At 71.8% G+C, this 20,783-nt stretch carries 25 protein-coding genes; 13 read left to right on the top strand and 12 right to left on the bottom strand.

Translation table 11 applies throughout. The features are described 5' to 3' along the window. Positions 1–27 precede the first annotated feature (27 nt). Positions 28–762 (top strand): VOC family protein, encoded by a 735-nt coding sequence (locus ACFVH5_RS04880; protein WP_385832093.1) that lies wholly within the window; start codon positions 28–30, stop codon positions 760–762. On the opposite strand, the gene ACFVH5_RS04875 is transcribed toward ACFVH5_RS04880, so the two are convergent. Next, entirely contained in the window at positions 740–1,450 is a 711-nt protein-coding gene (locus tag ACFVH5_RS04875; RefSeq protein WP_385832092.1) for an alpha/beta fold hydrolase, read from the bottom strand. The two genes, ACFVH5_RS04880 and ACFVH5_RS04875, sit on opposite strands and share 23 nt — an antisense overlap. 241 nt (positions 1,451–1,691) lie before the next feature. Between ACFVH5_RS04875 and sigK the strand changes: the two genes are divergently transcribed. Next, positions 1,692–2,312: an ECF RNA polymerase sigma factor SigK gene (gene sigK, locus ACFVH5_RS04870; protein ID WP_385832090.1), complete on the top strand. Its 621-nt coding sequence runs from the start codon at positions 1,692–1,694 to the stop codon at positions 2,310–2,312. Next, positions 2,309–3,061: an anti-sigma factor domain-containing protein gene (locus ACFVH5_RS04865; RefSeq protein WP_385832088.1), complete on the top strand. Its 753-nt coding sequence runs from the start codon at positions 2,309–2,311 to the stop codon at positions 3,059–3,061. The genes sigK and ACFVH5_RS04865 overlap by 4 nt, the downstream gene beginning before the upstream one ends. 131 nt (positions 3,062–3,192) lie before the next feature. On the opposite strand, the gene ACFVH5_RS04860 is transcribed toward ACFVH5_RS04865, so the two are convergent. The 3 genes from ACFVH5_RS04860 to ACFVH5_RS04850 are packed head-to-tail and all read right to left on the bottom strand — an operon-like array spanning position 3,193 to position 4,819. Further along, a complete protein-coding gene (locus ACFVH5_RS04860; protein WP_385832086.1) occupies positions 3,193–3,615 on the bottom strand; it encodes a hypothetical protein in 423 nt (140 codons plus the stop codon). Next, positions 3,615–4,238, bottom strand: a complete 624-nt coding sequence (locus ACFVH5_RS04855; RefSeq protein ID WP_385832084.1) for an Asp23/Gls24 family envelope stress response protein — start codon at positions 4,236–4,238, stop codon at positions 3,615–3,617. Before ACFVH5_RS04855 ends, ACFVH5_RS04860 begins: the two co-directional genes overlap by 1 nt. After that, positions 4,235–4,819, bottom strand: coding sequence for an RNA polymerase sigma factor (locus ACFVH5_RS04850; protein WP_385832082.1), 585 nt, complete (start codon positions 4,817–4,819; stop codon positions 4,235–4,237). The genes ACFVH5_RS04855 and ACFVH5_RS04850 overlap by 4 nt, the downstream gene beginning before the upstream one ends. A 312-nt stretch (positions 4,820–5,131) precedes the next feature. On the opposite strand from ACFVH5_RS04850, the gene ACFVH5_RS04845 reads away from it, so the two are divergent. The 8 genes from ACFVH5_RS04845 (at position 5,132) to ACFVH5_RS04810 (ending at position 10,135) form a co-directional block, all read left to right on the top strand. Then, positions 5,132–5,644 carry an Asp23/Gls24 family envelope stress response protein gene (locus ACFVH5_RS04845; RefSeq protein ID WP_384797009.1) on the top strand — a complete coding sequence of 171 codons (513 nt, stop codon included), beginning with the start codon at positions 5,132–5,134 and terminating at the stop codon, positions 5,642–5,644. A 120-nt stretch (positions 5,645–5,764) separates the two neighbouring features. Further along, entirely contained in the window at positions 5,765–5,950 is a 186-nt protein-coding gene (locus ACFVH5_RS04840) for a hypothetical protein (RefSeq protein ID WP_384798237.1), read from the top strand. After that, on the top strand, positions 5,947–7,104 hold the full coding sequence (locus ACFVH5_RS04835; protein WP_385832080.1) for a DUF6286 domain-containing Asp23/Gls24 family envelope stress response protein: 1,158 nt from the start codon (positions 5,947–5,949) through the stop codon (positions 7,102–7,104). The genes ACFVH5_RS04840 and ACFVH5_RS04835 overlap by 4 nt, the downstream gene beginning before the upstream one ends. Continuing rightward, on the top strand, positions 7,104–7,685 hold the full coding sequence (locus ACFVH5_RS04830; RefSeq protein ID WP_385832079.1) for a hypothetical protein: 582 nt from the start codon (positions 7,104–7,106) through the stop codon (positions 7,683–7,685). Before ACFVH5_RS04835 ends, ACFVH5_RS04830 begins: the two co-directional genes overlap by 1 nt. Next, positions 7,675–8,634 carry a YihY/virulence factor BrkB family protein gene (locus tag ACFVH5_RS04825; RefSeq protein WP_385832077.1) on the top strand — a complete coding sequence of 320 codons (960 nt, stop codon included), beginning with the start codon at positions 7,675–7,677 and terminating at the stop codon, positions 8,632–8,634. Before ACFVH5_RS04830 ends, ACFVH5_RS04825 begins: the two co-directional genes overlap by 11 nt. Before the next feature lie 54 nt (positions 8,635–8,688). After that, positions 8,689–9,027 (top strand): ArsR/SmtB family transcription factor, encoded by a 339-nt coding sequence (locus ACFVH5_RS04820; RefSeq protein WP_385832076.1) that lies wholly within the window; start codon positions 8,689–8,691, stop codon positions 9,025–9,027. Next, positions 9,024–9,500, top strand: coding sequence for an SRPBCC domain-containing protein (locus ACFVH5_RS04815; protein ID WP_385832074.1), 477 nt, complete (start codon positions 9,024–9,026; stop codon positions 9,498–9,500). Before ACFVH5_RS04820 ends, ACFVH5_RS04815 begins: the two co-directional genes overlap by 4 nt. Continuing rightward, positions 9,497–10,135, top strand: a complete 639-nt coding sequence (locus ACFVH5_RS04810; RefSeq protein ID WP_385832072.1) for a dihydrofolate reductase family protein — start codon at positions 9,497–9,499, stop codon at positions 10,133–10,135. Before ACFVH5_RS04815 ends, ACFVH5_RS04810 begins: the two co-directional genes overlap by 4 nt. A 24-nt stretch (positions 10,136–10,159) precedes the next feature. Here the strand turns inward: ACFVH5_RS04810 and ACFVH5_RS04805 are convergent, their stop codons facing one another. From ACFVH5_RS04805 to ACFVH5_RS04790, 4 genes are all read right to left on the bottom strand, one after another. Further along, positions 10,160–10,618 carry a hypothetical protein gene (locus tag ACFVH5_RS04805; protein WP_385832070.1) on the bottom strand — a complete coding sequence of 153 codons (459 nt, stop codon included), beginning with the start codon at positions 10,616–10,618 and terminating at the stop codon, positions 10,160–10,162. Positions 10,619–10,799: 181 nt separating this feature from the next. Next, positions 10,800–12,005, bottom strand: coding sequence for an FAD-dependent oxidoreductase (locus ACFVH5_RS04800; protein WP_385832068.1), 1,206 nt, complete (start codon positions 12,003–12,005; stop codon positions 10,800–10,802). A gap of 172 nt (positions 12,006–12,177) precedes the next feature. Beyond that, positions 12,178–13,125: an ornithine cyclodeaminase family protein gene (locus ACFVH5_RS04795; RefSeq protein WP_385832066.1), complete on the bottom strand. Its 948-nt coding sequence runs from the start codon at positions 13,123–13,125 to the stop codon at positions 12,178–12,180. After that, positions 13,122–13,907, bottom strand: coding sequence for an IclR family transcriptional regulator (locus ACFVH5_RS04790; RefSeq protein WP_385832065.1), 786 nt, complete (start codon positions 13,905–13,907; stop codon positions 13,122–13,124). The genes ACFVH5_RS04795 and ACFVH5_RS04790 overlap by 4 nt, the downstream gene beginning before the upstream one ends. Before the next feature lie 251 nt (positions 13,908–14,158). On the opposite strand from ACFVH5_RS04790, the gene ACFVH5_RS04785 reads away from it, so the two are divergent. Both ACFVH5_RS04785 and ACFVH5_RS04780 read left to right on the top strand, forming a co-directional pair. Then, positions 14,159–15,469, top strand: coding sequence for an amidohydrolase family protein (locus ACFVH5_RS04785; RefSeq protein ID WP_385832063.1), 1,311 nt, complete (start codon positions 14,159–14,161; stop codon positions 15,467–15,469). Then, positions 15,466–16,539 (top strand): dipeptidase, encoded by a 1,074-nt coding sequence (locus tag ACFVH5_RS04780; RefSeq protein ID WP_385832062.1) that lies wholly within the window; start codon positions 15,466–15,468, stop codon positions 16,537–16,539. The genes ACFVH5_RS04785 and ACFVH5_RS04780 overlap by 4 nt, the downstream gene beginning before the upstream one ends. A gap of 30 nt (positions 16,540–16,569) precedes the next feature. Here the strand turns inward: ACFVH5_RS04780 and ACFVH5_RS04775 are convergent, their stop codons facing one another. The 4 genes from ACFVH5_RS04775 to ACFVH5_RS04760 all read right to left on the bottom strand — a co-directional run bounded on the left by ACFVH5_RS04775 (position 16,570) and on the right by ACFVH5_RS04760 (position 20,752). Further along, positions 16,570–17,598, bottom strand: coding sequence for an iron-siderophore ABC transporter substrate-binding protein (locus tag ACFVH5_RS04775; RefSeq protein ID WP_385832060.1), 1,029 nt, complete (start codon positions 17,596–17,598; stop codon positions 16,570–16,572). 81 nt (positions 17,599–17,679) lie between these two features. Further along, positions 17,680–18,600 carry an ABC transporter ATP-binding protein gene (locus ACFVH5_RS04770; protein ID WP_385832219.1) on the bottom strand — a complete coding sequence of 307 codons (921 nt, stop codon included), beginning with the start codon at positions 18,598–18,600 and terminating at the stop codon, positions 17,680–17,682. Between the two features lie 71 nt (positions 18,601–18,671). Further along, a complete protein-coding gene (locus tag ACFVH5_RS04765) occupies positions 18,672–19,811 on the bottom strand; it encodes a FecCD family ABC transporter permease (RefSeq protein WP_385832059.1) in 1,140 nt (379 codons plus the stop codon). Beyond that, on the bottom strand, positions 19,808–20,752 hold the full coding sequence (locus ACFVH5_RS04760; RefSeq protein ID WP_385832217.1) for a FecCD family ABC transporter permease: 945 nt from the start codon (positions 20,750–20,752) through the stop codon (positions 19,808–19,810). Before ACFVH5_RS04760 ends, ACFVH5_RS04765 begins: the two co-directional genes overlap by 4 nt. Between the last annotated feature and the right edge of the window lie 31 nt (positions 20,753–20,783).

The raw sequence follows: 20,783 nt of genomic DNA, 5'->3' as shown, positions 1-20,783 counted from the left end.
CGCCAGCACCAGTCAGGGGGACCGGAGATGGACCGGGATACGAGTCGTCAGCTGTTCGCGTTGTGCTTCGACGCGAGGGAACCAGAGAATCTCGCGCGGTTCTGGTCCCGCTTCCTCGGCTGGGAGACGGTTGACGATCCGCACGACGGCATCGTGCTCCTGCCCAGCGACGACACCGGGTTCCGCCTCCGTTTCCTGCCGTCGCAGGAGCAGAAGGCCGGTCAGAACCGGATGCACTTCGATCTGACGAGCACGTCCCTGGAGGACCAGCAGCGGACGGTGGACCGGGCGCTGGCACTCGGCGCACAGCACATCGACATCGGCCAGCTCCCGGAAGAGGAGCATGTGGTGCTCGCGGACCCGGAGGGCAACGAGTTCTGCGTCATCGAGCCGGGCAACAACTTCCTCGCCGACTGCGGTTTTGTCGGAGCGCTGGCCTGCGACGGCTCGCAGGAGGTCGGGTACTTCTGGAGCAAGGCACTCGGCTGGCCCCTGGTCTGGGACCAGGATCAGGAGACCGCGATCCGCTCTCCGCACGGCGGACCGAAGGTCACGTGGGGCGGGCCGCCGCTGGCGCCGAGGACGGGCAGGGACCGGCTGCGCTTCGACCTCGCCCCCACCGCTGACGGTGACCTGCAATCGGAGGTAGACCGGCTGCTCTCCCTCGGGGCGAAACGCCTCGACACCGGCCAGGACGAACCCGGGTACGTGGCGATGACCGACCCCGACGGCAACGAGTTCAGTGTCCTGACACCTCGGTAGCACCGGTAGCACCGGAGGTCCCGGTGGCGGGCGGCAGCATCTCCAGGACGGTGGAGACCGCGGTGCGGTGCCAGTCCCCGGCGTGGCGGAGCATCGCGTGGTCACCGCCCGCCATGTCCACGAACGCCGCCCGGGCGCCTGCCGCACGGGCCCGGTGCACGAGTGCCTTGGACAGCCGGGGATCCGTGACACGGTCGCGGTCTCCGTGCAGCACGACGACCTCCTTGTCCCGCAGCTGGGCCACCGGCTCGCCCTCGGGGCACCAGGGAGCCAGCGCCAGCACGCCGCGGACCGGTGGCGCGCCCGCCGCCCGTAGTGCCGCCCGGCCGCCCATCGAGTGGCCGACGAGAACGACCGGGACGTCCGGAGCGAGGCGCTGGAGTTCTTCGAGCGCCCGCCGCGCGTCCCGCAGGGAGTCGGCGTCGCCGCCGTTCCAGCCCCGTACGCGGTAACGCACCTCCGCCAGCAGGACGTCGTCGTCCGGTATCGCACGGGCGACGGCGCGTACGAACGGCTTCATGCGCACGGCCGCGAGGTGCCAGGGACGGGACGGGGCACGGCTGTCGGACCTGCCGCCGTGCAGGAACAGGACGGCGGCGCGGGGTGAGCGGGGCAGCTGCCGCACCGCCAGCGCGGGGGCGTGCGCGCCCGTCGACTCATCGGTGGACGCCTGTTCGTGCACTGTCATTCCCGCTCCTGCCTGTCGAGCCGCCGCAGCTCACCGCACCTGTCTCACTCAATATTCGTTGCCGACGGGGCGGTGGCTTGGTCGGGGGCTTGGCCGGCCGGTCGGGACGGCACCGTACGCCCTTTCGTCGGCCTGCCCGAGCAGTCCGGCTCCACCTGCGATTTCATGGGTGTCAGGGACCAATCCGCCGCGCCCCCGGCACCGGATTACGTCCGGAGATGTCCTGACGGATGTCCCATGGATGTCTGTACGGATATCCCGACGACGGAGGACCCCGGTGAACGAAGTCGCCCAGATCGGCAGACACCATTCGGCTGACCCCGATCTGCAGGAGCTGCTGCGGCGTGTGGCCCTGGGCGACGAGCAGGCGTTCGCCTCGGTGTACGACGCCGTGGTGAGCCCGGTTCTCGGTGTCGTCCGCGCGGTCCTGCGGGACCGCGCCCAGTCGGAGGAAGTGGCCCAGGAGGTGCTGGTGGAGGTGTGGCGCACGGCCCCGCGCTTCCGCGCCGACCGCGGTACGGCCGTTAACTGGATCCTCACGATGGCCCACCAGCGGGCGGTCGACCGGGTGCGCTCGGTGGAGGCCGCGGCCGCCCGGGACCACAAGGCGGCCCAACTGGACCGCACGCCCGACTACGACGACGTGACCGAGCAGGTGGAGGCACGGCTGGAGCGTGAACAGGTGCGGCGCTGTCTGCGCACCCTGACCGACATCCAGCGTCAGGCCGTGGACCTCGCGTACTACCGCGGGCTGACCTACCGGGAGGTGGCCGAAGCCCTGGCGCTTCCGCTGGGCACGGTCAAGACCCGGCTGAGGGACGGACTCATCCGACTGCGTGACTGCTTGGGGGTGACCGCGTGACCACTGCGGATCTGCACACAATGACCGGCGCCTATGCCCTGCACGCCCTGTCCGACGAAGAACGCGAGGCGTTCGAGCGGCACCTCGGGGAGTGCGAGCCGTGTACCCAGGAGACGGCCGAACTGTCCGCCACCGCCGCCCGGCTGGGACTCGCCGTCTCCCTGCCGCCCCGCCCCGCCATGCGGGAACACGTGCTGCAACAGATCCGGACCGTCCGACAGGAGGGACCCGGTGGCCCGGCCCTGCCGCGCCGCGCACGGACGACATCACGCGGGCGCCCGGTGGCGCGCTGGGCACTGGCCGCCTGTCTCGCGGCAGCCGCCGCGCTGGGCGGTACCGCGGTGTGGCAGCACCAACGTGCCGAGGACGCGCTGGAGCAGGCACGCCGGGCCGACCGGGGAGCTAACGGCATCGCGGCTGTGCTCACTGCGCCGGACGCCAAGAGCCGGACCACGAAACTGGCCGGTGGCGCCACCGGCACCGTCGTCGTCTCCGACAGCCGTGACAGGGCCGTCTTCATGGCCTCCGGGATGACCGAGCCGCCCCGGGGCAAGGTCTACCAGCTCTGGTTCGACGACGACGGCACCATGCGGTCCGCCGGTCTGATGGACCCGGCGCGCACCAGCCAGGCCGTCCTGATGAAGGGCGCTGTGGCCGGGGCGTCGGGCATGGGGGTCACGGTCGAGCCGAAGGGCGGCTCCGAGGAACCGACCTCCACGCCGCTCACCCTGCTGAACCTCCCCGCGTGACGCGTGACGCGGGGAGGCCTGCAACCTGAGGCTTGAGGTCTGATGAAGGAGGCCGGCAGTCGCGGAAGCGGGCCTCCTTCATCAGACGTCGGACCTCACCGTCACCAGTCCGGCATCACACCGGCCCGCCGTCACACCTGCCCGGTGACGGTCACAGTGACCCGGGCCGGTGCGGGCTCGGCAGGGAACCTCTCGACCAGATGGGCCTCGACGCGACGGCGTGCGGCGCGGGCCACGTCGAGTGCCCGTGCCTGTCTGAGCGCGACGAGGTGGATCTCGACATGGCGGCGCCCGGTGCCGTCCGGCCGACCCAGCCGAACGCCCGCTGCCGACCCTCCTGTCATCGGCACCCCTGGCGTCAGCACTCCCGCAGTGAGTACCCCCGCCGTCGGAGCCCCCGCTGCCGGAGCCTCGTCCTTGCCGCGCTGCGGCCGTACCCGGGTCGAGCGCAGCCGGCCGGCGAGCCCCGGCCGGAGAAAGGCCACCCCCGGCACGCTCTCCACGGCCCGGGCGATCTCCTCGGCCAGCGAGGTGTGTGCGGTGTCGCGGGTCATCAGGTACGACCTTCCTGGCTGTCGTCCGCGGTGTCGATCAGGTCGGTGACATGGACGTCTATCGTCGCCACGGCCACGCCCAACTCACGGTCCGCGGCCTCCCGGACCCGCCTGCGCACCTCTTCGGCCAGCTCCGGGAGTGAGACGCCGGCCGGGGCGTGAATGCCCAGGCGGACCTCGACCGGCCCGTCGGCGGTGTCGGAGGTGGAGAGGGGGAGGAGACGGCACGAACCCGCCCGTACGCCGGTCACCGTCTCGGCCGCCGCACGCAGGGCACGGGCAGCGACCGATTCCATGATCCACAGATCCTCGGCGGGCTCGCCGAGAGGTACGGGGCGGCCGGGACGCAGTTCGAGACGCACGACCTCCATGACGCGCCGCGTCAGCGATGTCGCCTCGGATGCGTAGCCGTCCGCCGTCTCGTCGCGCAGGCCGCGGACCGCGAACTCCAGATCGTCCAGATCGAGGACGGCCTGTCGGCAGTGCGGGCAGGTCTGCCGGTGCGGGTCGTCGGTCTGCTGCTCCCAGTCGTCCCAGACCCGGGACAGCAGCCTGCCGCACGGCAGCTGCTCGTCGTCGACGCCGCCGGTGTCCGCGCTGGGCGGGTCGGTGTGAGAGGTCATCGCCAGGCCCCCATTGCTTGTGTCAGGCAGCGTCGTGCGCGGAAGACACGGGCGCGCACAGCCTCCTGGCTGATGCCGACCGTGTCCGCGATGAATTCGTAGGACTGACCGTCCAATTCTCGCAGTACCCAGCAGGCGCGCTGTTCGACGGACAGTTGATCGAGTGCCTCGCCCAGCTCACGCACCGCGTCGCGTGCCTCGGCGATCCGGGCCGGGGAGGCCGAGTGCTCGGGCGCCGCAAGCTCTCCCGCGGCCTCCAGAGGTGCCACCGGCTTGCGGGCGCGCAGCACGTTCAGACAGCGGTTGGTGACGATCCTGTACATCCATGTGCTGAACGACGACCGGTGGCTGAACTCCGGGAGCCGTCGCCAGGCGCTGATGAACGCGTCCTGCACGGCGTCCTCCGCTTCCGCCCGCCCGCCGAGCAGCCGGGTGGCCAGCCGGATCAGTGACGGGGCATGGCTCTGTACGAGAACGGCGAAGGCGTCCTCGTCCCCCTCCGCGGCCCGTACCGCCAGCAGGGCGTCGTCGGTCTCGCCCCGGGCGTCCGGTGGCGCGTTATCTCTGCGGGCCCCCGCCACTGAGCGGCTCCTCTCGTCCGGTTCCGCAGGTTGGACACGTCGGTGGCGCCCGCTGTGACGCGGGTGCTGCCGCTTGTTTCGCGTGAGCCCGTGAAACAGCCAGGGGACAGGTGTGTCCCTACGCATGATCCGTTGCCGGCACCGCTGCGGATGGCCCGCGAAGGCTCGGACATTCATGCGGACATATAGGTGAGACAGACGCGGGTGTCAGGAGCTGAGCTGAGATTTTTCGGGTATCCGCGTCACAGGCGTGGCCGCGGCGGGTCCATCGCAGTGAGAGCAGCCGACCGGCTACAGGAAGAAGGACGTGCCATGACCACGCAGACCGTACCGACCGCGTCGACCGTCAAGGACGTATCGGCGCCGCAGGGCAGCAGGACGGCGCAGACGACGACGGCGTTGTCCGGCGGTGTCACCGGCGCCGACCAGCCGGCGGCGGACCGCGGACGGACATCGATCGCCGACGTCGTCGTGGTGAAGGTCGCGGGTATCGCGGCCCGCGAGATCCCGGGTGTGTACGACATGGGCGGCGGCCTCTCCCGCACCATCGGCGCCGTTCGCGACCGCGTGCCGGGCGGTCGGCCGAATGTGGGACGCGGAGTGAAGGTCGAGGTCGGCGAGCGTCAGACGGCCATCGACGTCGACCTGGTCGTGGAGTACGGCGTTCCCATCACGGACGTGGCCCGCGATGTGCGGGAGAACGTGATCTCGGCGGTGGAGCGCGTCACCGGCCTCGACGTGGTGGAGGTCAACGTCACGGTCAATGACGTGCATCTGCCCGAGGAGGACGGCGAGTCGCCGACGACGGACTCCCGCGTGGAGTGAGCGGGCCCTCGCACACCGCAGGGCGCCCAGCCGGTGCCAGAGAACTGGTGCATCAGGACCGGTGCATCAGGACCGGCGAAAGAGGAACGGTGAAAGAGGCCAGGACATGGACGTGACCACGTGACCAGAGCATTCGTCGGGATGATCGCAGGGATGGCGCTGGCCTTCGCCGGTTTCTTCGGAGGCTTCGGGGCGTTCCTGCTCGTGGCCGCGCTGGGCGGCCTGGGGTGGGCCGCGGGCCACTGGTTCGACGGCGGAGGCAGCTTCCAGGATCTGCGCGACGGCTATGAGCGGAGCCGTCGATGACCACGGCGGACCGGCGCGGCACCACGACCGTCTCGGCGAAGGCGGTCCGCAGGATCGCCGAGCGCGCGGCCACCGAGGCCGTCCCTGTCCCGGCAACGGGGAGCGGGACCGCGGCCGGGACAGGGACCGGTCCCGGGTCAGGGTCAGGAACCAGCACCGGGATCGGCGCCGGCATCAGGGCTCACGCCTCCAAGGGCTCTGCCGACGTGCACGGTCGCCGGGCGGACGTGCGTGTCGACGTCACCCTGCCCTACCCGGCGCCCCTGCCGGAGACGGTCCGCCGACTGCAGGACCATGTCACCGCCCGTACGCACCAGTTGACGGGCCTCGACGTCACCAGAGCACGCGTCGGCGTCACCGCTCTGGTCCCGGCGCCGGTGACGACACCGGTCCCGGTACCGGGCGCAGCGAAAAGCGGCCCGCCGGACTGGCCTGCCATGGACGGACCTGCGACGGACAGGACCCCCACGGACAACCCTCCCGCGGACGAGCCCGCCCAGGCGCCGCCGACCTCGCGGACGCCGCTGCGGTGGTGGTCCGGGCGACGGCTGCCTACCCTGCTGCTCGCCCTGTCGGCCCTGGTGGCCTGCGGCGCACTGGCGGTCGACCTGATCCTGGTGCACGCCGCCGGCCGGTCGGCCGCGGTCTGGCGCACCGACGCACTGCACTGGCTCTCGCGGCACGGCCCCGGTGAGGCGACCGTCACGGCCTGCGCCGCCGCGGTCGCGTTCCTCGGCCTGCTCATGGTCGTCCTGGCCCTCACCCCCGGACATCGCGGACTGCTCACGGTCACCACGCCCGCTCCGCACCTGTGGGCGGCCCTGGACCGTACGGCGGTCGCCGCGCTCGTCAGGGACGCGGTGGGCCAGACGCAGGGGATCGGTCCGGTGAAGGTGAGGGTCCGCCGTCGCAGTGTCAGCGTCCGGGCCGGTCTCGCCTTCGGCGACCGCGCCCACGCGCTCGACGAGGCACGGCACCTGGCTCGCGGGGCGCTGGAGAGCTGCAATCTGCGTCGCCCGCCACGACTGCGCATCAGGGTCAGGCCCGGGGCCGCCTGGGATCCCGGTACGACCACGGTTGGGGACGGCGGTGCAGCGCAGCGTACGCTCACGGCCGGTGCCGACGACACGGCCCTCGAAGGAGTCACCCGCTGATGCGACGTTCCCGTACGGTCCTCGACCGGACCGCCCTCGCCGCGGTCGGCCTGGTGTTTCTCCTCGGCGGCACGTGGCTGGCCCTGACCCGGGCACCCTGGGCCACACATCTTCCGGCCTGGTGGCCCGAGCCCGGCGCCCGTGCCGTGCTGGTGGATCCGGCCGGACTCGCCGAGCTGCGCTCCACCGGCTGGTGGACGCCCTCGATCATGGCCGCGTCGATCGCCGCCACCGTGCTCCTCGCTCTGTGGTGCGTCCGCCTGCTGCGTGGCGGGGCCCGCCCGTCGCTGCCGCTGCCCGCGCCCGGCGGCACACTGCGGACCCGCGCCCTGGAGGACGTCGTTACCCGGCACGCGGTCGGGATCGGCGGAGTCAGCCGCTGCCGCACCCGAGTGCTCGCACGACGGAAGCAGTTGCAGGTGCGCCTGCATGTCCGGCTCCAGCCCGATGCGGCCCCGGCCGCCGTCCTGCCCGCCCTGGCCGAGCTAGCCGCCCGGACGGAGAGCTCCCTCACCCCGTACAGCGTGCGCACGCGCGTCCGCTTCTCCACCCGTTCCCACCGTAGGTCTCATGTCCGCTGAACCAGGGCCCGCCGTCACGGGCGGCGGCCCGCGCGCACTGGAGCCGGTATGGCGCCGTACCCGGACCCCGGCTGCCTGGGGCGTCGCCCTGCGCCGTACGCCGTTGTCGATGTGGCGGGACGACGTCTCCGACTACGCGGCAGCCCTCACCTACTACGCGATCCTGGCGGTCCTGCCCTCCCTGCTCGTCACCGTCATCGCCTTCAGCATGATCAGCCCGGGCACCGCCGAGGACTTCATCGCCCACGTCACCGCCTACGCCCCGGACCAGTCCGGCACGCAGCTGCACGACGTGCTGACCCAGACGCTGCGAGACGGCTCGGCCGCCTGGACGCTGCTGGGCGGCGGCATCGTGAGCGCCCTGTGGTCCGCCTCCAGCTACCTCGCAGTCTTCCGCCGCGCCCTGCACCGCATGCACCACGAGGCCGACCACCGGTCGCCCTGGCACACGGCACCCCGCATCCTGCTCACCGCTTTCGGCCTGCTGGGCCTGCTGCTCGTCAGTGCGCTCCTCCTGCTGCTGACCGGGCCGATCGCCGAGACCGCCGGCCGCCTTCTCGGCTTCGACGCGGTGGCCGCGTGGGCCTGGAACCTGCTGCGCTGGCCGCTCCTGCTGTGCCTGGTGGCGCTGCTGGTCGTCATCGTCTTCCACACCGGACCCGTACCGGCCCGCCGCCGGAAGCACAGCGTCCCCGGCGGGATACTGGCGGCGGGCCTGTGGCTCGTCGTCTCCGGTGGCTTCGCCCTGTACACCTCCGCGCTCGGCACCTACAGCAAGCTCTACGGCTCCCTCGCGGGCGCGGTGGTCTTCCTCATCTGGCTGTGGCTGTCCAACCTCGCCCTGCTCGCCGGGGCGCAGTTCACCGCCGAACTGAGTGGGCTGAGCGGACCGAGCAGGCCAGAGCAACCGGCGCAGCCGCCGGTGGAGGGTCCCCCCGAAGCGGCCTGAGCCCGGTGACGTGATCCCTTGCGCCGGCCTTCACGTGTCGCAATACTTAGCCTCATGGCACAGTATTCGACGCAACTGGACGGCGTGTTCGTCGCGCTCGCCGATCCGACCCGGCGCGCGGTCGTCAGGCGTCTCGGTCGTGGCTCCACGAGCGTCGGTGAGCTCGCCCGCGAGTTCCCCATGACCCTCCCCTCGTTCATGAAGCATGTGCGCACGCTCGAAGCGAACGGGCTCATCCGCACGGTCAAGTCCGGCCGGGTCCGCACCTGTGTGCTCAACCGCGACCGGCTCGCCCTCGTCGACGACTGGCTCGCCGAGCAGCGTCGGACATGGGAGGAGCGCACGGACCGCCTCGAACAGTTCGTCACCGACCCGGAGGAGAACCGACAGTGAACCCCGACCTCGATCTCAGCCTGGAGCGGATCATCCGCGCCCCGCGCGCGACCGTGTGGAGCGCCTGGGCCGACCCGTCCCGGCTGGAGAAGTGGTGGCTCCCCGCCCCGATGCGCTGTCGGGTGGACCACCTGGAACTGCGGCCCGGCGGGGCGTTCGTGACGCGGATGAGCGACGACGCCACCGAGTTCGTCCCGCACCTGGACGCGTGCTTCCTCGCCGTCGACGAACTGCAGCGGATCGTGTTCACCAACGCCGTCGACAGCACCTGGCGTCCGGCGAACCCCGCCCCGGTCACGATGACCGCCACGATCACACTGCGTGAGCACCCGGACGGCACGGACTACCGGATGCTCGTACGGCACGGCGACCCGGAGTCCCGTGCCCGGCACGACAAACTCGGGTTCGCCGACGGCTGGGGCACGGTCGCGGGTCAACTGGCCGCGCTCGCCGAGAACATGGCCTCGCGATGAAGATCACCCTCACCGGGTTCGTCACGCTCGACGGGGTCAGCCAGGGCCCCGGTTCACCGGACGAGGACACCAGCGACGGGTTTACGCGCGGCGGCTGGCTGGTACCGCACATCGACGAGGCGTTCGTCCAGCGCGTCTCCGACTGGCTCGACCTCGCCGACGGCCTGCTGCTCGGCCGCCGCACCTACGAGGCGTTCGCCCGCGACTGGCCGAAGATCACCGACCCGGCCGATCCGTTCACCGGGCGGATGAACTCGCTGCCGAAGTACGTCGTGTCGAACACCCTCACCGAGGGGACCTGGCACCCCACGACCGTGCTCAACGGCGACCCGCTCAAGACGGTCGCCGAGCTGAAGGCGCGACCAGGACGGGAACTCCAGATCCACGGCAGCGCCCGCCTGGGCGAAGCCCTGCTCGCGGCGGACCTGATCGACACACTGCGCCTCGTCGTCGCCCCCACGATCCTGCGGACCGGCCGACGTCTGCTGACCGGCCCGGGCATTCCGTCCGGCCTGCGACTGCTCCACCACGAAGCGACGCCGAACGGCCTGCTGCTCCTCGAGTACGGGACGACGGGCCAGGCGTCCACCGGCGCATATCAGGGCGTCACCGATTTCCTGGGGACGGCTACCTGAATCGAGACAGTCCCGAGGACCCCACTAGGACGGGGTGGCCGGGCTGTCCGGGCGGGCGGTGTGGTCGCGGTGGCCCGTCGTGCGGCGGTCCTCCTTCATCTCGGCCTCGTAGAGGTGGTCGCGTCCGTCCGCGAGGTCGCGCAGGGCACTTCGCTCCAGATCCTTGAACGGCTGGTAGTAGGTCCCGTCGTAGGCCTCGACGATCTGGAACGTCCAGTGACCGGGGATCACATTGCGGCCCAGGACCTCGCGCTCCACACGGTCGGCGTACGCGGTGTGGCCCGCCTCGCGGAGGAGCCCGACCGCGCGGTCCAGCTCCAGGTCGGCCCCTCCGGTCAGTTGGTGGAACGAGTACAGGTGTCCCCGGGCCCGCTCGGTGGTCTCCAGTGCCTTGGACAGCGCACCGAGCGCTTCCACGGTCTCGTCACTGACTCCCTCGGGGCGCCGATGGGCGCGGTCGGGACCGTCGTTCGGTTGGTTCATGCTCTGCCGCATGCCCGCGGAACGCGGACACATATGCCGCTTCGGCGGTACCAGTGCCCGGATGGCGCACGAGGCCTGCCGACGCTGTCAGTGCCCGCCGCCCCTCAGCGCGGTGACCGCCCGTGGATCACGGCGTCCGGGCGTTGCCGGCGTCTCCGTTGAATCCGGCGTCTCAGGCGTCTCAGGCGTCTCCGGTGAACATGGCGATCAGGCTGTGGGGTGTCTTGTCGCCGTAGAGCAGCTCATGGAGTTCGGTGCCCTCGGCGGCGGCTTCGGCGCCACGGGTGAACATGGCCTCCTCGTACTCGGCGAGGGCGCCTTCGACGTCGTCGGGGCGGGCGGCGAGGGCCTTGCCGAGTTCGGCGCCGTCGTACATGGCGAGGTTGGCGCCCTCGCCGTTCGGGACCGAGAGATGGGCGGCGTCGCCGAGCAGGGTCACCCCCGGCACCCTGTCCCACCGGTGTCCGACGGGCAGGGCGTTGAGGGGACGCAGGACCGGCGCGGTCTCACCGTCGGTGATCAGCGCGGTGAGCTCAGGTGCCCAGCCGGCGAACTCCCTCGCGATCCGTGCGGTGACCCCGGCGGAGTCGCCGAAGTCGATGTCGGCGAACCACTCCCGCGACTCGCTGAGCATCACGTAGGTGTGGAGGGTGCCGCGGCTCTCCCGGTGGGCCAGGATCGCCCTGCCCGGCGTGAGCGCGAACATCGAGCCGCCACCGACCGCCTTCGCACTGGCCGGGTGCCGGGTCTCGCTGTCGAACAGGTAGGTCTCGACGAACGACATCCCGGCGTACTCCGGGGTGATGGCGGTGAGCAGCGGCCTGACCCGGGACCAAGCGCCGTCCGCGCCGACCAGCAGGCCCGTGTCGACGGTGGTGCCGTCGGCGAACGTCACCTCGTGCCGTCCCTCGCCGAGCGCACGTGTACCGCTGACCTTGTGCCCCCACCGGACGGTGCCGGCCGGGAGCGAGTCGAGCAGCAACTGCCGCAGCTCGCCGCGCAGCACCTCGGGGCGGACGCCCGTGCCGTCGTCGGCCTTGTCGAACAGGACGGACCCGTCGACGTCGAGGACCCGTATCGCCTCGCGGCCCTCAAGGATCAGCTCGCGGAACTCGTCGGTGAGGCCCGCCGTCTCCAGAGCCGGCTGGCCGTTGTAGTCGTGGATGTCGAGCATTCCGCCCTGCGCACGCGCCGTCGGCGATGCCTCGGCCTCGTAGACCGTGGCCCGGATGCCGTGGACGTGCAGAACACGGGCCAGGGTGAGTCCGCCGAGCCCGGCGCCGATGATCGTGACGTGAGTGCTGTCAGTGCTGTCAGTGCTGTCAGCGCTTCCAGTGCTGTCAACGGTGCCGGCGTTCTGGGTGCTTCGGGTGTCCTGAGTCGTCATGGTGAGGATTCCTTGCCTGTCGCCTGTCGTACGCCTGCCGGAAGTGCGCCCGGCGGATCTCCTGCAAGGTTTCAGTCCGCGCCGACAAGCCGCCGACACCGGACCGACAGCTCTCGACGGCTGTCTACAGGCGACCGACATGCCCCGTCGGCATCGGGTGGGCAGGGGGCGCTCACAGGTCGACGGTCGTGCCCCACCCCTCGCGCACGGCGACAGCGTGGGCGACATGGGCCGCGGCCACGTCCAGGGCGGCGTGCCCGGTGGACTTGAACAGGGTCAGTCCGGTCTCGTCCCGGCGACCGGGGTTCGTACCAGCGAGAACGGAGCCGAGGAGCGTGACGGCCTTGCCCTCGGGCAGGTCCTGGAGCTCGTGCGCGCCCGCCGGCGGCGCGGCGGCTGCGCCGGGCCACTCCGCGAACAGGACCGCGTCCCGGACGGTGTCGGCGTCCACCTCGGGGCCGTGGGAGCCGCCCACCGAGCTGACATGGGCGCCCGGTGCGAGCCAGTCCCGGCGGATCACCGGGCGGACGGCGCCGGTGCAGCAGAACACCACATCGGCCCCCCGGACAGCCTCTTCGGCGCTCGGGGCGGGTTCGGCCGCGGGGTGCAGACCGGCGGCGTCGCGGACCCGCCGCGGTTCCCGCCCGGCCACGGCGACGGGCGTCGTGGGATCGAGGAGGGCGAGCAGGGAGAGCTGGGCCCGCGCCTGGGCCCCGGTACCGACAACGGCGATGCGGCTCGGGCGGGGCGCGGCCAGGGCGAGGGCGCTGTGGGTGGCTGCCGCGGCGGTACGTATCTCTGTGAGGGATTCGGCGTCGAGGAGAGCGAGTGGGCGGCCGTCCTCGGGGTCGAAGAGGGCGACGATGCCGCGATGGCTGCTCCGTCCGGCCTGGGCCGGGTCCGCGAACACGGAGACGAGCTTGGCCGCCAGCCCGAGCCCGGGAACGTACCCGGGCATGACGCCGAGCAGTCCGCCCGGGGCGTGGGCGGCGACGCGCGGTGGTGCGGAGGCCTCGCCCCGGCTCACGGCGATCAGCGCCTGTGCCACCGCGTCCATGACCCGGTGCGGGTCGAGCGCGGCGCGGGTGCGGGCGCGGTCGAGAACGAGGACACCACTCATACCGGTCCGTTCGCGGGGTGGGAGGAGGCCGTGGATGCGCCGGGCGCGGTCAGGAGCCGTTGCAGTGTGTCGGTGGCCTCGCGCAGGTGCTCGCGCAGTTCGGGGAGGCGGGAGGGCGTGAACTCGGCGTCCAGGCCGACAACTGTCAGCGCGCAGACGGGCGCGCCGGACGTCGGTGAGACGACGCGGCCGAGCGAGGCGACGGGCTGTTCGTTGCGGCCGTGTTCGACGGCGAACCCGGTCCGTTCCGCGCGTTCGATGCCGGCCAGCAGCCCGTCGGGACCCTCCAGCGGGTGCCCGGCCGCCTCGGCGGGACGCAGATAGGGGGCGCGGGCGGCGGGGGCGAGCGCGGCGACCAGGGCGAGGGGGCCCGCGAACCGGTGGACGGGCAGACCCTCGCCGATCAGATCCGTGATCATCGCCAGCCGGTCGGGCCGTACGGCGTCGATCACCCGTGACCGGTCGTCCTCCAGCACCTGGAGGTTCGCCATCATGCCGGTCCGCGCCGACAGCTCGGTGAGCACGGGGCGGGCGATGGCCGTCAGTGAGTTCCTGGCCGCGGACGACGACAGCTGGAGCACCGCGGTGCCGGGCAGATAGCGGTCACCGGCCCGCAGCACCCATCCCCGGCGTACGAGATCGAGGAGGACGCGGTACGCGGTCGCGCGGTGCAGGCCGACCTCCTCGGCCAGGTCGGTCAGGCGCGGCGGGTGCGGTGCCCGCGCGACGGCCTCGACCAGGTCCAGGGCCTTGTCCACTGCGGTGCGGGGTGCTTCGGGCAAGTCCGACCACTCCTTGTGGCGTCGGCGTACGGCGGCGTACGGTGTCGCATGTTGCAGGAGACGTTACATGTGTTACGTACAGCGCAACAACACGTACACCGCAACAACTTGCGTGACCCCCTGGGCCAGCCGGTCGCCCCTGGGTCAGCCGACCACCCCTGGGCCGGCCGACCCTCCCCAGAGCCGGCGCGCCACCCCGGAATCAGCAGGCCACCCCTGAGCCGGCTGACCACGATGAGCGAGAGGCGAAGATGACGAACGAGGCCTCGGGAGCGCCGACCCCGCACGCCCCGCCCCCGGCGGGGACAGTCACCGTGTATCGCGGTGCCACGCTGTTCGACGGGACCGGCCGGGCGCCCCGCCTCTCGACGTCGATCGTCATCGACGGCGCGACGATCCGCGCGGTCGGGGACGACACGGAGATCGCGGCTTCACTGCCGGCCGACGCGCAGGTCCACGACCTCGACGGACGCTTCGTCATGCCGGGTCTGATCGACTCGCACCAGCACATCGCGACACCGCCCGACCGGCCCGCCGCCGAAGCGGTCCTCGACCGACTCGTGCACAGCGGCGTCACGGCGATCCGCGACATGGCGGACGACCTGCGGCAGGTCGGTGACCTCGCGCGGGCCACCCTCGTCGGCGAGATCCCCGGCCCGGACATCCGCTACGCCGCGCTGATGGCCGGACCCGGCTTCTTCGACGACCCGCGCACCCACCAGGTCTCCCAGGGAGAGACCCCGGGCGCCGTGCCGTGGATGCAGGCCATCACCCCGGACACGGACCTGCGCGTGGCGGTGGCCCTGGCGCGCGGCACGCACGCCGCCGCCATCAAGGTGTACGCCGACCTCGACCACAGCACGGTCGCCGCGATCACCGCAGAGGCACACCGCCAGGGCATCCCCGTCTGGGCCCACGCCGCCGTCTTCCCTGCGACACCCCGACAGGTCGTCGAGGCCGGTGTCGACAGCGTCTCCCATGCCACGCTGCTCGCCTTCGAGGGCGTCGACGTGCCGCTGACGACGTACAAGGACAAACCGCGTTTCGACCACCAGCGGTTCGCCGCCGAGGACGATCCGCACCTCGACGCACTCTTCGCCCTGATGTGCCGCCGCGCAACCGTCCTCGACGCGACCGCCGGCATGTGGGAGAGCGACGAACTGGCGGGGGAGGGGCCCGAGGACGCCGCACGCGCGCGGGCCAACGCCCAACTCGCCGCGCACATCACGGCTCAGGCGTACCGCGCCGGTGTGGACCTCTCGACGGGCACCGACTACGAGACCGCTCCCGAGGACCCTTTCCCCGCCCTGTTCGAGGAGTTGGCGTTCCTCGTGAACCGCTGCGGCATCCCGCCCGAGGAGGTGCTGCGCTCGGCCACCCTGATCGGCGCCCGGAGCGCCGGAGCCGAGGACGTCATGGGCAGCGTCGAGGCGGGCAAGCTCGCCAACTTCGTCGTCCTGGACGAGAATCCACTGCTCGACATCGACCACCTGCGCAGCGTCACCCTCACCGTCAAGCGCGGCCACCGCTTCGAGCGCGGCGCGTACAAGGAAGCGCGATGAACTCCACTCCCATGATCATCAACGCGCTCGGGCAGCTCGACAACCCGAACGCGCCCCGGTCGGCCGAGGCCGCCGCACAGCTCAACCAGACCAGCGAGCAACTCACCATCGACGCCCGCACCCTGGCGGACGCCCGCGCCTCGGGGCTCACCGCCGTCAACATCACCCTCGGCTACACCATGGGCGATCTGCCCCCGTACGAGCACACGCTGCACGAGATCGACGTGTGGGACGGGATCGTGCGGGAGCACGCGGCGGACCTGCTGAAGGTGCGCACGGTCGCCGACCTCCACCGGGCACGGGAGGAGGGCCGGATCGGTGTCGTCTACGGCTTCCAGAACGCCGTCGCGGTCGGCGAGGACGTCGGCCGCATCGCCACCTTCGCCGAGTTGGGCGTGCGCGTCGTGCAACTCACCTACAACCAGGCCAATCACCTCGGCGACGGCTCCATGGCACCGGCCAACCGCGGCCTGAGCGACTTCGGCCGCCGCGTGGTCGAGGCGCTCAACGAACACGACCTGATGGTCGACCTCTCGCACAGCGGCGAGCGCACCTGTCTGGAGGCCGCGGCCCTCTCCCGTACACCGGTGTCGATCAACCACACCGGCTGCCGGGCGCTGGCCGATCTGCCCCGCAACAAGACCGACGAGGAGCTGCGGCTGGTCGCGTCGCGCGGGGGGTTCGTGGGCATCTACTTCATGCCGTTCCTCAGCCAGTCCGGTCATGCCACGGCCGCGGACGTCGTCGAGCACATCGACCACGCCGTGAACGTGTGCGGTGAGGACCACGTCGGCATCGGCACCGACGGGCCCGTCACCTCGATCGACGACCTCGACGCCTACCGCGCGGATCTCGCCGAGCACGTGGCGCTGCGCCGGGCGGCCGGAGTCGGAGCGGCGGGCGAGCGCGCCGACACGTTCCCCTTCGTCCTCGATCTGCGCGGGGTGGACCAGTTCAGGGAACTGATCCACCTCCTGGAACAGCGCGGATACCGCTCCGAACGCATCGAGAAGATCCTCGGACGCAATTTCCTCGACTACGCGGACCGGGTGTGGGCGAGCACCGCGTGAGGCCCCTGAGGCCACCGCGGACCGTGAGGGCTACTTGAGCGCCGCCGCGAACAGGGGCACCACGTGCTCCAGCGCGTAGTCGACGGACAGTACGGAGTCCATCGCGAAGGCCGAGCTGATGTTCTGGTCGTCGAAGACGACGGAGTGACCCTTCTTCACGGACGGTACGGCCTTGAAGAGGGGATCGGAGCTGATCTTCTTCGCGGTGACGCCGATGGGTGCCATCACCGTCAGGTCCGCGTCGAGGAGGCCGAGGTTCTCCTCCGAGACGGGCACGGAGAACGCGGAACCGGCCTTGGCCTCGATGGCGGGGCTGTTCTTGAACCCGAGCCGCTCGACGAAGTCGACCCGGCCCGTGCCACGGACGTACGCGCCCCAGGCGGACGCGGTCCGCGACCCGAGCGTGATGGTCTTGTCCTTGAACTCCGGGTGCGCCGTGGCCGCGTCGCTGAACTTCTTCTCGGTCTCCGCGATCAGCTTCTCGCCGTCGTCGGAGAGACCGAGGGCCTGGGCGACCATGGTCGTCTGCTTCGCCCAGGAGATCTTGTACTGGTCGCCGCCCTTCGGTACTCCGACGGTCGGCGCGATCTTGCTCAGGGTGTCGTAACGCGTCTGGTCGCCGCTGGACTTGGTGTCCAGGATCAGGTCGGGCTTCAGGGCCGCGACCTTCTCGTACTCGGGCTCCAGCGTGCCGATCTTCTGCGGGCTCTTGTCGTAGAGGCCCTTGGCCCAGGGGCCGAGACCGTCGCCGCCGAAGGCGAGCCAGTCGCTGGCCCCGACCGGCTGCACACCGAGCGAGAGCGCGGCCTCGGCGTCTCCCCAGCCGAGCGCCACCACACGCTTGGGTGCCTCGTCCACGGTGACCGTGCCGAACTTGGTGGCGACCTTCGCCGGGAACGCGCCGTCGGACGGCTGGGCAGCGCTGTCCTGGCTGCCGGACTCGTCGGACGAACCGCAGGCAGCGAGCGCTCCCATCAGGGTGAGCGCGAGGGCGCCGGTCAGCAGGCGCAGACGGCCCGGGCGGCGTCGGAAGCCGGAGTCGGCGGGGCGAGAGGACATGGTGGCTGCTCTTTCCGGGAGGTTCATCGAAGTACTCGACAGAGGTGAGAGGTGACAGGGGCGAAAAGCGGGGGCAGAGATTCAGGAGACGGTCGGGGACTGGGACTGGGGCTGGGGCTGGGACGAGGCGAGCGAGGTGCCGTCGGCCGACGACGACGCCGTGATGTGGTGCCGACCCATCGGCACGATCAGCGGGGTGGCCGACGCCGGGTCCGGGACGACCGCGCTGCGCAGCCCGAACACCTCGTGCACCAGTTCTTCGGTGACGATCGCGGCCGGGGTGCCCTCGGCGACGACCCGGCCGTCCTTCATCGCGATGAGGTGGTCGGCGTACCGGCACGCGAGGTTGAGATCGTGCAGGACGACGGCGAGGGTGACACCCCGCTGCCGGTTGAGGTCGGTCAGCAGGTCCAGGACGTCCAGCTGGTGGCTGATGTCGAGGTAGGTGGTGGGCTCGTCCAGCAGCAGGATGTCGGTCTCCTGGGCCAGGGCCATGGCGATCCAGACGCGCTGGCGCTGCCCGCCGGACAGTTCGTCCAGCGGCCGGTCGGCGAGGTCGAGGACGTCGGTGGCGAGCATGGCCGCGGCGACGGCCTCGGTGTCGGACGGCGTCCAGCGCCGGAACCAGCCCTGGTGCGGATACCGGCCGCGACCGACCAGATCGGCGACGGTGATGGCCTCCGGCGCCACCGGGGACTGCGGCAGCACGCCCAGCGTCGCGGCCACCTGCCGGGTGGGCAGCTCCTGGATGCTGCGGCCGTCGAGGAGGACGGCTCCCGCCGACGGCACGAGCAGCCGCGCCATCGAGCGCAACAGCGTGGACTTGCCGCAGGCGTTGGGGCCCACGATGCAGGTGATGCGGCCGGGTGGCAGATCGACGTCCAGCTTCGAGATGATCTCGCGCTCTCCGTACCCGAGCGTGAGGTCCCGCGCCTGAAGGGTGTGCGGGGTAGGCGGCGCGGGCGGGACAGCCGGGGTGTACGGGGCGTGCGGGGAGGTCACCGTCGTCTCCTTGAGGGTGCGGAGCGGTTCACGGACCTCGCCGGAACCTTCGTCCGAGTGTCGTGTCACGGTCAGCCGCCCTTGCCCACGCGGTTGGCGCGTGCGAGCAGCCACAGCAGGTACGGCGCGCCGACGAGGCTGGTCACGATCCCCACCGGCAACTGCGAACCGGGGATGAGGTGCTGGGCCGCGTAGTCGGCGAGGAGCACCAGCGCGGCGCCGACCAGCGCCGAGGGCACGAGGGCCGCGCCGCGCCCGGGGAGCAGGCGCCGGGCGATGGGCGGGGACACGAAGGCGACGAAGCCGACGGGCCCGGCGGCGGCCGTCGCCAGGCCCGCGAGGGCGGTCGCGCAGGCCAGCATGGCGAGTCGGCTGTGTTCGACACGGGCGCCCAGACCGCCGGCGGCCTCGTCGCCCAACTGCAGGGCCGGCAGGGCACGCGAGGCGATCAGGGCCAGGGGCAGCAGCACGACCGCCCCGCCGAACAGAGGCCAGAAGTGGGTCCAGGAACGGCCGTTGAGACTGCCGGTCAGCCAGAGGAACGCGTTCTGCGCCTCGGTGACGTCCGACCGCGTCATGACGTACGAGACGACGCTCGACAGGCCCGTACCGATGCCGATGCCGACGAGGACCAGCCGGTAGCCGCTGATCCCCTTGCGCCAGGCCAGCAGATACACGGCGGCCCCGGTCAGCAGAGCGCCCGTCAGGGCTACCGCCGACAGGGCGATCCCGCTCAGCCCGAGGACCATGCTCGCGAGGACGGCGGCGGCGCTGGCCCCCGCGCTGACGCCGATGACATCGGGGCTGGCCAGCGGGTTGCGCAGCAGGCCTTGGAACACCGCTCCGGAGAGGCCGAAGCAGCCGCCGACCAGGAGGGCCAGCAGGGCGCGCGGCAGGCGCAGTTCGAGGACGACGAACTGGGTTCCCGTGTCGCCGCCCCCGGCCAGGGTGGCGAGGACGTCGGCGAGCGGGATGACGAAGTCGCCGGTGGTGAGGGACAGGGCGAACGCCGCGAGTACGACGGCGAGCAGGACCCCGCTGACGAGAGCACCGCGGGCCTGCTCACGGCGTCGGACGCGGGCCAGCCGGGCGACGGCGTCGTGCGCGGCGGCGGGGGAGGGGCGGCCGGTCGCGCCGGTCGCAGCGGTCGCAGCGGTCGGCTCCGGGGGCGCGGTGGCCGTACCGCCCGCGGACTTGGTCTTACGGTTCACAGTTCGACCACGTTCCGGCGGCGGACGAGCAGGACGAAGGGGATGGCGCCCAGCGCGGCGGTGATCACACCGACCTGTACCTCGCCGGGCCGCGCGATCAGGCGCCCCACGACGTCCGCGAAGAGCAGCAGGGCCGGCGCGAGCAGCGCGCTGTAGGGGAGGATCCACTTGTAGTCGGGGCCGGTGATCAGGCGTGCCGCGTGCGGAACGGCCAGGCCCAGGAAGCCGATAGGCCCCGCGATCGCCGTGGCCGCGCCGCAGAGAAGGACGACACTCACGGCGCTCGCCAGCCGTACCGCGACGATGCGCTGGCCCAGGCCGCGCGCGATGTCGTCGCCGAGGGCGAGGGCGTTGAGGGAGGGGCCCAGCAGCAGGGCCGGCACTCCGCCGACGGCGATGAAGGGCAGCGCCTGCCACAGGACATCGATGTCACGGCCGTTGAGCGCGCCCACCTGCCAGAACCGGAACTGGTCGAACGTCCGGCTGTCCCCGAGCAGCATGGCGCTGGTCAGCGAGCCGAGCACGGCGGTGGTGGCCGCTCCGGCGAGGGCCAGTTTCACGGGCGTCGCGCCCTCGCGGCCCAGGCTGCCGATGCCGTAGACGAGTACGGCGGCCACGCAGGCCCCGAGAAAGCCGAACCAGATGTACTGCGCGGGCTCGGTGAGCGACAGGACACTGATGGCGAAGACGACGGTGACGGAGGCGCCCGCGTTGACGCCCAACAGGCCGGGGTCCGCCAGGGGGTTGCGTGCGACGCCCTGCATCAGGGCTCCGGCGACACCGAGCGCCGATCCGGCGAGCAGACCGGCGAGCGTGCGGGGGAGGCGGACCTCCTGGATGATCATCTGGCCGTGGACGGAGCGGTCGGGACTGAACACCCCGGCCACCACGTCGTGCAGTGCCACGTCGCCCGAGCCCACGGCGAGGCTGAGCACGCTCATGGCGGTCAGTGCCAGGGCCGCGGCGAGCAGG

It is taken from the genome of Streptomyces sp. NPDC127119 (assembly GCF_042677425.1).
Classification (GTDB): Bacteria; Actinomycetota; Actinomycetes; order Streptomycetales; family Streptomycetaceae; genus Streptomyces.
This window is presented reverse-complemented; position numbering and strand designations above follow the sequence as displayed.

What these genes read in the sequence shown, in the direction of transcription:
- ACFVH5_RS04845 (WP_384797009.1), top strand. Translation starts at nt 5,132, where the DNA reads ATGACCACGCAGACCGTACCGACCGCGTCGACCGTCAAGGACGTATCG.
- ACFVH5_RS04875 (WP_385832092.1), bottom strand. Translation starts at nt 1,450, where the DNA reads ATGACAGTGCACGAACAGGCGTCCACCGATGAGTCGACGGGCGCGCAC.
- ACFVH5_RS04780 (WP_385832062.1), top strand. Translation starts at nt 15,466, where the DNA reads ATGAACTCCACTCCCATGATCATCAACGCGCTCGGGCAGCTCGACAAC.
- sigK (WP_385832090.1), top strand. Translation starts at nt 1,692, where the DNA reads ATGTCTGTACGGATATCCCGACGACGGAGGACCCCGGTGAACGAAGTC.
- ACFVH5_RS04860 (WP_385832086.1), bottom strand. Translation starts at nt 3,615, where the DNA reads ATGACCCGCGACACCGCACACACCTCGCTGGCCGAGGAGATCGCCCGG.
- ACFVH5_RS04810 (WP_385832072.1), top strand. Translation starts at nt 9,497, where the DNA reads ATGAAGATCACCCTCACCGGGTTCGTCACGCTCGACGGGGTCAGCCAG.
- ACFVH5_RS04825 (WP_385832077.1), top strand. Translation starts at nt 7,675, where the DNA reads ATGTCCGCTGAACCAGGGCCCGCCGTCACGGGCGGCGGCCCGCGCGCA.
- ACFVH5_RS04785 (WP_385832063.1), top strand. Translation starts at nt 14,159, where the DNA reads ATGACGAACGAGGCCTCGGGAGCGCCGACCCCGCACGCCCCGCCCCCG.
- ACFVH5_RS04800 (WP_385832068.1), bottom strand. Translation starts at nt 12,005, where the DNA reads ATGACGACTCAGGACACCCGAAGCACCCAGAACGCCGGCACCGTTGAC.
- ACFVH5_RS04880 (WP_385832093.1), top strand. Translation starts at nt 28, where the DNA reads ATGGACCGGGATACGAGTCGTCAGCTGTTCGCGTTGTGCTTCGACGCG.
- ACFVH5_RS04760 (WP_385832217.1), bottom strand. Translation starts at nt 20,752, where the DNA reads ATGAGCGTGCTCAGCCTCGCCGTGGGCTCGGGCGACGTGGCACTGCAC.
- ACFVH5_RS04820 (WP_385832076.1), top strand. Translation starts at nt 8,689, where the DNA reads ATGGCACAGTATTCGACGCAACTGGACGGCGTGTTCGTCGCGCTCGCC.
- ACFVH5_RS04855 (WP_385832084.1), bottom strand. Translation starts at nt 4,238, where the DNA reads ATGACCTCTCACACCGACCCGCCCAGCGCGGACACCGGCGGCGTCGAC.
- ACFVH5_RS04795 (WP_385832066.1), bottom strand. Translation starts at nt 13,125, where the DNA reads ATGAGTGGTGTCCTCGTTCTCGACCGCGCCCGCACCCGCGCCGCGCTC.
- ACFVH5_RS04805 (WP_385832070.1), bottom strand. Translation starts at nt 10,618, where the DNA reads ATGAACCAACCGAACGACGGTCCCGACCGCGCCCATCGGCGCCCCGAG.
- ACFVH5_RS04775 (WP_385832060.1), bottom strand. Translation starts at nt 17,598, where the DNA reads ATGTCCTCTCGCCCCGCCGACTCCGGCTTCCGACGCCGCCCGGGCCGT.
- ACFVH5_RS04830 (WP_385832079.1), top strand. Translation starts at nt 7,104, where the DNA reads ATGCGACGTTCCCGTACGGTCCTCGACCGGACCGCCCTCGCCGCGGTC.
- ACFVH5_RS04835 (WP_385832080.1), top strand. Translation starts at nt 5,947, where the DNA reads ATGACCACGGCGGACCGGCGCGGCACCACGACCGTCTCGGCGAAGGCG.